General features: G+C 65.4%; 6 protein-coding genes, 3 pseudogenes and 1 riboswitch. Of the genes and pseudogenes, 2 read left to right on the top strand and 7 right to left on the bottom strand.

Annotated elements, in window-relative coordinates; translation table 11 throughout:
- The 6 genes and pseudogenes from ACX80M_RS17990 to gcvP form a co-directional block, all read right to left on the bottom strand.
- Positions 1-104 (bottom strand): annotated as a pseudogene (locus ACX80M_RS17990) (lipoyl synthase); the annotation flags it as partial.
- 13 nt (positions 105-117) lie between these two features.
- Positions 118-1,515 carry an L-serine ammonia-lyase gene (locus ACX80M_RS17995; protein WP_459310105.1) on the bottom strand — a complete coding sequence of 466 codons (1,398 nt, stop codon included), beginning with the start codon at positions 1,513-1,515 and terminating at the stop codon, positions 118-120.
- A 168-nt stretch (positions 1,516-1,683) separates the two neighbouring features.
- Positions 1,684-3,009, bottom strand: a complete 1,326-nt coding sequence (gene glyA, locus ACX80M_RS18000; RefSeq protein WP_308216152.1) for a serine hydroxymethyltransferase — start codon at positions 3,007-3,009, stop codon at positions 1,684-1,686.
- A complete protein-coding gene (gcvH, locus tag ACX80M_RS18005; RefSeq protein WP_252598640.1) occupies positions 3,006-3,389 on the bottom strand; it encodes a glycine cleavage system protein GcvH in 384 nt (127 codons plus the stop codon). Before gcvH ends, glyA begins: the two co-directional genes overlap by 4 nt.
- A gap of 214 nt (positions 3,390-3,603) precedes the next feature.
- A complete protein-coding gene (gene gcvT, locus ACX80M_RS18010) occupies positions 3,604-4,716 on the bottom strand; it encodes a glycine cleavage system aminomethyltransferase GcvT (RefSeq protein ID WP_459310106.1) in 1,113 nt (370 codons plus the stop codon).
- A 22-nt stretch (positions 4,717-4,738) separates the two neighbouring features.
- A pseudogene (gene gcvP, locus ACX80M_RS18015) lies at positions 4,739-7,448 on the bottom strand (aminomethyl-transferring glycine dehydrogenase).
- A 159-nt stretch (positions 7,449-7,607) separates the two neighbouring features.
- A riboswitch (glycine riboswitch) is annotated at positions 7,608-7,705 on the bottom strand.
- 160 nt (positions 7,706-7,865) lie between these two features.
- On the opposite strand from gcvP, the pseudogene ACX80M_RS18020 reads away from it, so the two are divergent.
- Both ACX80M_RS18020 and ACX80M_RS18025 read left to right on the top strand, forming a co-directional pair.
- Positions 7,866-8,811, top strand: a pseudogene (locus tag ACX80M_RS18020) (helicase domain-containing protein); the annotation flags it as partial.
- A 92-nt stretch (positions 8,812-8,903) separates the two neighbouring features.
- Positions 8,904-9,989, top strand: coding sequence for an AAA family ATPase (locus tag ACX80M_RS18025; RefSeq protein ID WP_252599942.1), 1,086 nt, complete (start codon positions 8,904-8,906; stop codon positions 9,987-9,989).
- A 99-nt stretch (positions 9,990-10,088) separates the two neighbouring features.
- On the opposite strand, the gene ACX80M_RS18030 is transcribed toward ACX80M_RS18025, so the two are convergent.
- The gene (locus tag ACX80M_RS18030; protein ID WP_252614614.1) at positions 10,089-11,879 is read right to left on the bottom strand and encodes an NAD(P)/FAD-dependent oxidoreductase; all 1,791 of its coding nucleotides are present in this window, start codon (positions 11,877-11,879) and stop codon (positions 10,089-10,091) included.
- Between the last annotated feature and the right edge of the window lie 100 nt (positions 11,880-11,979).

Genomic DNA, 11,979 nt, shown 5'->3' on the forward strand with positions numbered 1-11,979 from the left:
ATCTGGACCTTCGCCTTGATCCACTCCGGCTTCCGCTCCACAGGTACTGCAGAGTTGCGCTGCTCAACGCGCAGCAGCTTCCGGCCTTCTGGTGCCAGTGTCATCAGTTCTCTTCCCTTAGCATTCCACTACGTTGACGGCGAGGCCGCCCATGGCTGTTTCCTTGTACTTGGAGCTCATGTCCCTGCCGGTCTCGCGCATGGTCACGATCACCTCGTCCAGGGACACCCGGTGCGTACCGTCCCCCCACAGGGCCATCTTTGCTGCGTTGATGGCCTTCGCCGCCGCAATCGCGTTCCGTTCGATGCACGGCACCTGGACCAGCCCGCCGATCGGATCGCACGTCAGGCCCAGGTTGTGTTCCATCGCGATCTCCGCCGCGTTCTCCACCTGCTGGGGCGTCCCGCCCATCACCTCAGCGAGTGCACCAGCCGCCATGGACGACGCCGATCCCACCTCGCCCTGGCAGCCCACCTCGGCACCCGAAATGGACGCCTGCTCCTTGTACAGCACGCCGATGGCACCGGCCGTGAGCAGGAACTTGACCACAACGTCGTCGCGGTCTTGCTGCGTGGCCTTGTCCATGCCGGGCGCGAAATGCAGCGCGTAGTACAGGACTGCCGGGATGATCCCCGCAGCACCGTTGGTGGGCGCCGTGACAACCCGGCCGCCGGACGCGTTCTCCTCGTTCACTGCCAGGGCGATGAGGTTCACCCATTCCTGCCAGTACTTCGCGTCCCGGTCCTTGTCCTCCTTTTCGAGCCGCTCATGCCAGTCCGGAGCACGACGGCGGACCTTCAGTCCCCCGGGCAGCAGCCCCTCACGCTTGAGGCTGGTTGCCACACACTCCTCCATCACGGAGTAGATGTGCAGCAGGCCTTCGCGGATTTCCGCCTCGGACCGGGACGCACGTTCGTTGACGAACATGATGTCGCCGATGGACAGGCCCTTGGACTGGCACCGGCCCAGCAACTCCGCGGCGGTGCGGAACGGCAGCGGCAGTTCCTTCTTGGACTCGTCCAGTTCCTTCAGCGCCGCGTCCTCTTCGCCTTCGCGGACAATGAAGCCGCCGCCGACGGAGAAGAACGTGGCCTTGTGGAGGACTTCGCCTGCCTCGTCAGTGACCGTGAAGGTCATGCCGTTGGTGTGCCGCGGCAAGACAGTGAGCGGTCGCAGGACCATGTCCTTGACCCCGTACGGCAGGGGCACGGAACCGGCGAGCTGGAGCGTGCCGGTTTCGGCGATGGTGGCGAGCCGCTCCTCCACCTCGGCCGGCAGGATCTTTTCCGGGTGGAAGCCCTCCAGGCCCAGCAGGATGGCCGTCATGGTGCCGTGGCCATGGCCGGTTGCCGCCAGCGACCCGTACAGGTCCACCCGCAGCCCGGCCACCTTGTCCAGGCTGCCTGAGCCCTTGAGCTCCTCGGCAAACACGGCGGCAGCGCGCATCGGCCCCACCGTGTGAGAGCTCGACGGCCCGATCCCGACGGAGAACAAATCAAAGACTCCAACGGCCATGATGACTTCCTAACTAAAAAATTACTAATGACGAGCCGGGCATCCTGCGTAAGCCGCAGGAAGACCGAACTCCCTGTAGGGGCCGGCGGGCGGGGGTTTTCGAAAGCGTGCGTCAGAGCGACGAAGGAGCAGCACGCGTGAAAACTCCGGTCCGCCGGTCCCGGCACCTCAGCTGAGGTTTGCGACAGACGGGTACAGCGGGTGGGCGGCGGCGAGTGCCTCTACCCGGTGACGCAGGCCGGAAAGGTCCGCGTCGGCGTCGGCAATCAATGCCTCGGCGATGATGTCCGCAACTTCACGGAAAGCTGCCTCGCCGAAACCACGGGTGGCCAGCGCGGGGGTGCCGATCCGGAGGCCGGAGGTGACCATCGGAGGGCGCGGGTCGAACGGTACGGCGTTGCGGTTGACGGTGATGTCAATCGCGGCGAGGCGGTCCTCGGCCTGCTGGCCATCCAACTCGCAGTTGCGCAGGTCAACCAGGACCAGGTGGACGTCGGTGCCGCCGGAGATCACGTTGATGCCCTTGGCGGTGACGTCCGGCTGGACCAGGCGGTCGGCCAGGATGCTGGCGCCGGCGAGGACGCGCTCCTGGCGTTCCTTGAACTCCGGCGTTGCTGCGATCTTGAAGGCCACGGCCTTGCCGGCGATGACGTGCTCCAGCGGGCCGCCCTGCTGTCCGGGGAAGACAGCCGAGTTGATCTTCTTGGCGATCGCGGCGTCGTTGGAGAGGATGATGCCGCCGCGCGGACCGGCGAGGGTCTTGTGCGTGGTGGACGTGGTGACGTGGGCGTGCGGCACGGGGCTCGGGTGCAGGCCAGCTGCCACCAGACCGGCGAAGTGCGCCATGTCCACCATCAGGAAGGCACCCACCAGATCGGCGATCCGGCGGAACTCGGCGAAGTCCAGCTGGCGGGCGTAGGCCGACCAGCCGGCGACAATCAGCTGCGGCTTGTGCTCCAGCGCCAGGCGCTCCACCTCGGCCATGTCAATGGTGTGGGTGTCTTCGCGGACCTGGTACGGGACCACGTTGTATAGCTTGCCGGAGAAGTTGATCTTCATGCCGTGGGTCAGGTGGCCGCCGTGGGCCAGGTTCAGGCCCATGATGGTATCGCCCGGCTTGATCAGCGCGTGCATGACCGAGGCGTTGGCCTGGGCGCCGGAGTGCGGCTGCACGTTGGCGAACTCGGCACCGAACAGGGCCTTGACGCGGTCGATGGCCAGCTGCTCGATGACGTCCACGTGCTCGCAGCCACCGTAGTAGCGCTTGCCCGGGTAGCCCTCGGCGTACTTGTTGGTCAGGACCGAGCCCTGCGCCTGCATCACGGCAACGGCCGTGTGGTTCTCGGAGGCGATCATTTCCAGGCCATTGCGCTGGCGGCGCAGTTCGTCGTCGATCTTGACGGCGATCTCGGGGTCCAGCACCGACAGGTCGGTGTCCAGGCTCGCGGAAACTACCTGCTCAAAAACTGCGGTGCCTGCTGCAGCGGGGCTCACAGTTCGCCACCGTTTACTTCGGCGTATTCCTGGGCGGACAGCAGCGGGCCCTCGGACTCGACGGTCACCTTGAACAGCCAGCCGGCACCGTACGGATCGGAGTTGATCAGTGCAGGATCGCCGATGGCGTCTTCGTTGATTTCCGTGACCTCGCCCGTCACCGGGGAGTACAGGTCAGAGACGGACTTGGTGGACTCGATCTCGCCGCAGGTCTCCCCCGCGGTCACTGTGGAGCCAACCTCGGGCAGGTCCACGTAGACGATGTCGCCCAGCGCCTCAGCGGCAACAGCGGACACGCCAACAACGGACGGACCAGAGCCATCAAAGGCGATCCACTCGTGCTCAGCGGAGTACTTCAGTTCAGCGGCAACCTTAGCCATGTGTGTTCCTTACGTTCGAAATCTGTGGGTGGTCGAGTTGGGCCGGGCGTTCCCCGATATCCTCTGCATGCTGCTCGTTCCTCGCTTTGACGCATGCTGCCGGATACCGCGGACCCCCCGAGGGGCCGGCGGGACGGGGTTTTCGAAAGCGTGCGTCAGAGCGACGAAGGAGCAGCACGCGTGAAAACTCCGGCCTGCCGGTTCCGGACTTGGCTTACTTTTGGCGCTTGTAGAACGGCAGGGCGACAACCTCGAAAGGTTCTGCCTTGCCGCGCAGGTCGATGTCCAGGGCGGTGCCAATCTCGGCGTGCTCGACGTCGACATAAGCCATCGCCACCGGGTAGCCGAGGGTGGGGCTGGGCTGGCCGGAGGTGACTTCGCCAACCACGGCACCGTCCTTGAGCACCGGGTAGTGCCCGCGGCCGGCGCGACGTCCGAGTCCCATCAAGCCAACCAGCTTACGCTTTGATCCGGCTTCCTTGGCGGCTTCCAGGGCGGCGCGGCCCACGAAGTCGCCTTCCTTGCTCTTGAGCGCCACAACGCCACCCAGGCCGGCGTCGAACGGTGACCCTTCGAGGGAAAGCTCGTTGCCGTACAGCGGCATGCCCGCTTCGAGGCGGAGCGAATCGCGGGAGGCGAGGCCGCACGGGACGATGCCGAACTCGGCCCCCGCTTCGGCGACGGATGCCCACAGGGAGGCGGCGCCGTCGTTCGCTACAAAGAGCTCGAAGCCGTCCTCGCCGGTGTAACCGGTGCGGGCCAGGATGACGTTGTGGCCGGCCACGGTGAGTTCGTTGAACGCGTAGTACTTCAGGTCTGTGACGAGCGGGTGCTGGGCCTCAGCGGTCAGCTTGAGCAGGATGGCCTCTGCCTTGGGACCCTGGACCGCGATCAGCGACGTGATGGCGGAGGCGTCCTCCACCTTCACGTTGAACGCCGTGGCGCGTTCGGCCAGGGCGACGGCGACGGTGGGGGCGTTGCCCGCGTTGGGGACCACGAGGTATTTCTCGTCGCCGAAACGGTAGACGATGAGGTCATCGATGATGCCGCCGTCGGCGTTGCAGATGAGCGAGTACTTGGCCTTCCCGTCCGCGATGGCGGAGAGTTTGCCCACCAGTGCGTAGTCCAGGAACGCGCCGGCTTCCAGGCCGGAGACCCAGACTTCGCCCATGTGGGAGAGGTCGAACAGGCCGGCAGCCTTGCGCACAGCGTGGTGCTCGGCCAGCTCGGAGCTGTACTTCAGGGGCATCTGCCAGCCACCGAAATCGGTGAAGGAAGCGCCGAGTTTCTTGTGCTCTTCGTAGAGAGCGGTGTAGTTCTCAGTCATTGTGAAAGCCTTTCATACGAGACTAGTTCGCGAATTCTTCGATGGGCGGGCAGGAGCAGATCAGGTTGCGGTCCCCGGCTGCGCCGTCGATGCGGCCGACGGGCGGGAAGTACTTGTCCTGCTTGAGGTGGTGGACCGGGAAGGCGGCCTGCTCACGCGGGTACTCGCGGGCCCAGTCGGAAGATACGACGGCGGACGCGGTGTGGGGTGCGTGGCGCAGCGGGCTGTTCTCGACAGTGAAGTCGCCGTTGGCCACCTGGTCGATTTCCTTGCGGATGGTGATCATCGCGTCGATGAACCGGTCGATCTCCACCAGGTCCTCGGACTCGGTGGGCTCCACCATCAGCGTGCCCGCCACCGGGAACGCGAGGGTGGGGGCGTGGAAACCATAATCGATCAGGCGCTTGGCCACGTCCTCCGCGGTGACGCCGGTCCTGGCCGTCAGGTCGCGCAGGTCCAGGATGCACTCGTGCGCCACCAGCCCACCCTCGCCGGTGTAGAGAACCGGGAAGTACTCATTCAGGCGGGCCGCCACGTAGTTCGCCGCCAGCAGCGCCGACTTCGTGGCCTCGGTCAGGCCCTCGGCACCCATCAGCTTCACATACGCCCAGGAGATGGGCAGGACACCGGCGGAGCCGTAGTTGGATGCGCTGATGGCCACGCCGTGGCCGGCTTCGTGCGCTGCCTTGTTGGCGTCACCGGGCATAAACGGTGCCAGGTGCGCCTTGGCTGCGACCGGACCAACACCGGGGCCGCCGCCGCCGTGGGGGATGCAGAAGGTCTTGTGCAGGTTCAGGTGCGAGACGTCGCCGCCGAACTTGCCCGGCTGTGCCAGGCCGACAAGGGCGTTGAGGTTGGCGCCGTCCACGTAGACCTGGCCGCCGGCAGCGTGCACGGCGTCGCAGATTTCGGTGACGTCGGCGTCGTAGACGCCGTGGGTGGAGGGGTAGGTGATCATGATCGCCGAGAGGACGTCCTTGTTGGCCTCGATCTTGGCATTCAGGTCCGCGTGATCGATGCTGCCGTCAGGCGCCGTTGCCACAACGACAACCTTCATGCCCGCCAGGACGGCCGAGGCGGCGTTGGTGCCGTGCGCCGAGGCCGGAATCAGGCAGACCGTGCGCTGGGCATCGCCGCGAGAGAGGTGGTAGCCGCGGATGGCCAGCAGGCCCGCGAGCTCGCCCTGGGACCCGGCGTTCGGCTGCAGGGACACCTGGTCGTACCCGGTGATTTCCGCGAGGTCAGCTTCCAGCCCGCCGATGAGTTCGCGCCAGCCCACGGTCTGGGAATCCGGGGCGAACGGGTGGATCGAGGCGAACTCCGGCCAGGATATGGCTTCCATCTCTGCCGTGGCGTTCAGCTTCATCGTGCAGGAACCCAGCGGGATCATCGTGCGGTCCAGGGCGAGGTCGCGGTCACTCAGCCGGCGGATGTAGCGCAGCAGCTGGGTCTCGGAACGGTGCGTGTTGAACACGGGGTGCTGCAGGTACTCGGAAGTGCGGAGCACCGATTCGGGCAGTTCAAAGCCCTTCGCGTCCACAACCGGACCGGCACCGAAGGCGACGGCGATCGCGGAGAGGACATCCGTCGCCGTAGTTTCATCAGCGGAGACGCCGATGGTGTCCTCGTCGATGTGGCGCAGGTTGATGCCACGTGCTTCGGCGGCGGCGATGACCTTGCCGGCCTTGCCCGGGACGCGGACCGTGACTGTGTCGAAAAAGGTCTCGGTGACCAGTTCGCGGCCGGCGACCTTCAGCGTGGTCGCCAGGGTGCGGGCGTTGTGGTGGACCTGCTCGGCGATTGCCTTGAGACCGTCGGGGCCGTGGTACACGGCGTAGAACGAGGAAACGATGGCCAGCAGTGCCTGCGCGGTGCAGATGTTGGACGTGGCCTTCTCACGGCGGATGTGCTGCTCACGGGTCTGCAGCGCCAGGCGGTACGCGGGGGTCCCGGCGTCGTCCTTGGAGACACCGACGAGGCGGCCCGGCATGGACCGCTCCAGGCCCTTCGCCACCGCCATGTAGGCGGCGTGCGGGCCGCCGAAGAACAACGGCACACCAAAACGCTGGGTCGAGCCGACGGCGATGTCCGCGCCCTGCTCCCCCGGAGGCGTGATCAGCGTCAGCGCCAAAAGGTCGGCAGCGACCGTGACGAGCGCGCCGCGCTCCTTGGCAGCCTCGATCACGTCGGCGTGGTTGAAGACCCGGCCCGAGACGCCCGGCTGCTGCAGCACAATCCCGTTGATAACGCCGTCGGGCAGGCCCTTGGANAGCCTCGGCCACCGCGGTGGCTTCATCCAGCAGCGACGCGTTCGCGATCGGCAGGCCCACCAGGTCCTGGACCATGGTCTGGAAGTTCAGCAGCGCCTCCAGGCGGCCCTGCGAAATCTCCGGCTGGTACGGCGTGTACGCGGTGTACCAGGCCGGGGCCTCGAGGATGTTCCGCCGGATCACCGCAGGCGTGACCGTGTCGTAGTAACCCTGGCCGATCATCTGGACAGCCGTCTTGTTCTTCGCCGCGAGCTTCCGCAGCTCCGCAAGGACCTCAACCTCACTGAGGGCGTCCTTAAGGGCCAGCGGCTTGGCCTGGCGGATGGAGTCGGGGACGGCAACGTCCACGAGGCCGTCAACGCTGTCATAGCCAACGGCCTTGAGCATGGCGTCAATATCGGCCTGGCGGCGCGCACCAATATGACGATCGGCAAAGGTGGAAGGGGACGACTGGATGGTCATGAAGGAACTCCATAATTCAGGTGGCGCGCTGGGTACGCCACATTGATTCGGGTTCCTCCCCGCTCTGTATTGGACCTGAGAGTTTCCGCGCCACCTGCTTTTACAGGGTGACGCTTGCACCGTCGGTGAGCCCGTTGCCGGACTACTTTCCAGAGTTGCCTAACCGCGGCGGTACGTGGGCCTGAGAGATTCCCGGAGAGGATTTGCTCCTACGGCGCCTGCTGAACGTACCGGCAGGACTCTCCCGCCGCAGATCAAAAGCATGTGCCACTTCGTCAGTGACACGTCTCACAGGTTAGCCCGATTTCGGGCGGCGTGCAAGATTTCCGCCGGCGACGGCGTCACATCACCATCGGTTGCTCCGTAAAGGCCCTTTTGGGAGCCCTTAAGGGCCCCTACGGAGCAATCGATGGGAAATCGGGTCATCCCGGCACTCCGCACAATGAGGCGCGCGACGAGGTCTGGGAGGAGCTGCTCACCATCATGGAGGACTAGCACGACGGCGGCGACCTCCCCGAAGGCGTGCTGCGCAGGGCGCTGGCGCGGAACGCGGAATTGGTCGAAGCGTTCAGCAGGGCATGGCCGCCGCTCAACTACAGCGCGCTTGTGGGGGACCTCTGGCGGGTGCCCGCCTACCTGCGCCTGTGCGCCCCCTGGCTCAGTCCCGACGAGGTGCAGAAGCTGCAGCGCCAGGACCCGCACGCCTGGACCACGTCCGACCTGCCGCTCCTGGACGCGGCCCGGCAACGGCTCGGCGACCCCGAGGCGTCACGCCGCAAGCGCCGGCAGGACGCCGCCCTGGCCGCTGAGTGTGAGCTGATGGACCGGGTGGTTGATGCTCCGCTGCCCGTCCCGGAGCTTCACCGTCGTGGGGGACCGCGCCCAGGCCAGGCACGGGTTTGCCGAGTCGTGGCTGGAACGGCTCGAACGGGTCGGATTGACGAACGTGAACCTGGCGAGCCTCAGCATCAACTACCGGACGCCGGAAGAGGTCATGGCAGAAGCCGAGCCGGTCATCCGGGCCGTCGTCCCGGACGCCAACGTGCCCACCTCGATCCGGAGCAGCGGCCTTCCCGTCGTCCACGGATCCACACTGCAGCTGGGCTCGATCCTCGACACCTGGCTCGCCGAGCACGACGACGGGACCGCCTGCGTCATCAGCACCACTGACGCGGGACACGGCCCGTTCCTGGCGACGTCCCGCGCCAGGTGGCTGTCCCCGGAACTGGTGAAGGGGCTCGAGTTCGACCTGGTGGTCCTCGTGGACCCGGAGGGCTTCGGTCCGGGCATCGAAGGAGCGGTAGACCGCTATGTCGCGATGACCCGGGCGACCCGGCAGCTCGTCATCCTCACAAGCCCCTGATGTCGGCCCAGCAGGCGATTAGCCCGGACTGCTAGGCTGGTCGAAGTTTCACCACTTTCACCACTTTCACCTAGTTTCACCCGGAGGCGTCTGTGCAGAATCCTTTCAAACCCACTGCCGGAGCCACCCCTCCGGACCTAATCGGCAGAGCCGGGCTGCTGGACGAATTCGAATACGGCTTGCAACAGGGATCGGGTGCTCCGGGGCTGCTCACGATCATTACGGGATCCCGGGGCATTGGCAAGACCGTAATGCTCGGTGCCGCGGAGGCGATCGCCAGAGATCACGGATGGGCCGTGATCTCCCGAACGGCCAATCCGGGATTCCTGGCAAAGATCGGCGACGACATGCTCCGACTTGCAGACGAGTTCGGGGACGGTCCGCCGACGCGGAAGATCACGGCTTTCTCCGCCGCAGGGTTCGGGTTGACCACGCAACTCCCGCAGGAACGCTTTCCGGATTGGCGGCGGACCGGCGAGGAACTCCTGCGACTGCTGGACGCAAAGGGAACGGGCTTAGTCATCACTATTGACGAGATCCATGCCGTCGACCGGACAGAAATCTCGCAGTTGGCTGCCGACGTCCAACACTTCATTCGCGACGGCCTGCCGATCGGCCTGATCTTCGCCGGCCTCCCCTCGGCCGTGTCTGATCTTCTTAACGAAGGCGTAGCCACCTTCCTGCGGCGGGCCGACAGGATCAACCTGCACGAAGCGGCCGTCGCCGAAGTCACCGCCTCTTACCAGGAACTTTTCAGCGAAGGAGGCATCGGCGTCTCCCCGGAGCTGATCAGCGAGGCGGCGGCGGCCACAGAGGGCTACCCGTTCCTTATTCAGCTCGTCGGCTATTACCTCTGGATGGAGGCTGGTAAGTCGGGCTGGACGTTGGATCAGCGCGGCGTCCGCGCCGCCATCGCGGCCGCGCTGCGACGGAACACCCTGGTTGTTGTCGAGTCCGCACTTTCGGACATCTCTGACAAGGACCGCGAGTTCCTCGATGCGATGGCCCAGCAGGATGGCCCTTCGTCAGCTGCCCAGATCGGGAACATCATCAAGTCCAAACCCAATCTGGTCTCCAAGTACCGGAACAGGCTCATCGCAGCCGGGCTGATCGAGTCTGCCGGCTACGGGAAGGTCGACTTTGCCATCCCCGGACTGCGCCAACACCTTCGAGGGTAGAGCCGTCCACGGCCTATCACGTGATGAATCCTCCTGATCTCGATGCCGTAGAGACGGCTGCGCCATGTCGGCGCAGCCGCCCGCCCGGGTGGGTGGTGATCAGCGGGTGTGGTGCGATGCCTGGAGCTCAAACACCGGTGTGGGCAGCCCCTCCAGCCGGGCCTTGAGCTGCAGGGCCAGGTAGTTGGAATAGTGCCGGCTCTGGTGCAGGTTGCCGCCATGGATCCAGAGGTTCTCCACGTTGGTGGGCTTCCACATGTTCCGCAGCTCGCCCTCCCAGGGGCCAGGGTCCTTGGGCGTTTCGGAGCCGAAACCCCAGCACTTGCCCACCCTGTCAGCCACCTCGGGTGAGACAAGGTCAGCGAGCCAGCCGTTCATCGAACCGTAGCCGGTGGCGTAGATGATCACGTCGGCTTCCAGCTCGGTGCCGTTGTCCATGACCACGGCGTTGCCGGTGATCTTGCTGACCTGGCCGTTGGCGAGTTTCACGCGGCCGTCGATGATCAGCTGGGAGGCGCCGACGTCGATGTAGTAGCCGGAGCCACGCCGCAGGTACTTCAGGAACAGCCCCGAACCGTCCACTCCGAAGTCCAGCTCGAAACCCGCAGCCTCGAGCTGGGTGTAGAAACCGGCGTCCCGCTTTGCCATCTCCTGATAGACCGGGATCTGGGCCTCCGGGAGGATCCGGTACGGCAGCGAGGCGAACAGGAGGTCGGCCTTCTCCGTGGTGACACCGTTGGCCAGCGCCTTCTCCGAGTAGAGGTCGCCGAGGGCCAGGTCCATGAGGGACTCACTGCGGGCAATGTGGGTGGACGAGCGCTGGATCATGGTGACGTCGGCGCCGTGCTCCCAGAGGTCGGCGCAGATGTCGTGGGCCGAGTTGTTTGACCCGATCACCACGGCCTTCTTGCCCGTCCAGTCGCCGCCACCGGGGTGCTTGGAGGAGTGGTACTGCTCCCCCAGGAAGCACTCGGCGCCGTCGAACGCTGGCACGTTGGGGTAACCGGAGACGCCCAAGGCGAAGACGAGCTGTTTGGGACGCAAGGTGACCGGTGCGCCGTCGCGGATGACCTGGACGACCCATTCTTGGGCGTCCTCGTCGTAGCGGGCGTTGGTGCATTCGGTGCTGGACCAGTAGTTCAGCTCCATGATGCGGGTGTAATGCTCCAGCCAGTCGCCGATCTTGTCCTTGGCCGCGAACACAGGCCAGTCTTCCGGGAACTTCAGGTACGGCAGGTGGTCGTACCAGACGGGGTCGTGCAGGTGCAGGGACTTGTAGCGGTTGCGCCAGGAGTCGCCGGGCTTTTCGTTCTTCTCAATGATGAGGGTGGGCACGCCGAGCCGGCGCAGCCGGGCGCCGAGGCCGATCCCGCCCTGCCCGCCGCCGATGATCACGGTGTAGGGCTGGTCCTCGTAGCCGAGCCTGGCTTCCTGCTCCTCCTTCAGTTCCAGCCAGGACTTGCGGCCCTTGCTGATGTGGTGGGCCACGCCCTTCTCACGATTGGCGCCCTTCTTTTCCTCGAAGCCCTTCAGCTCCTGCATGGTGGTAAGCAGGGTCCAGCACTTGCCGTTGCGCAGGCGCAGATGAGCGTAGCCGCGGGCCTGCGAGGTCTCGAAGTTGACCCAGGCCTCTGTACCGGCAGCGTCCCCGGTGGCGTCCTCGGCCAGGGTCCAGTTGGACGGCTGAATGTCCTCCAAGGTGGCGTCCAGCATGCTCCTGATCTGGTCCTTGCCCTCGAGCGTTTTGAGATTCCAGGTGAAGGATACGAAGTCGCGCCAATACGATTCGTCCTCGAACAATTCCAGTGCTGCCTCGGTGTTGTGGCTGCGCAGCGCGTCGTCGAACTGCGCCAGCCAAGCCTCGGCTATGCCATTTGCGGTCTCAGGCATGTCTCCTCTTTCCATTGCTGACGATGAGTCATTGCCCGGTTCCATAACAGCCGACCGGGTGGTGACTCGCATCACAAGTAAATGTCGCGGGGGGTTACAA

The organism is Pseudarthrobacter sp. MDT1-22 (assembly GCF_054511035.1).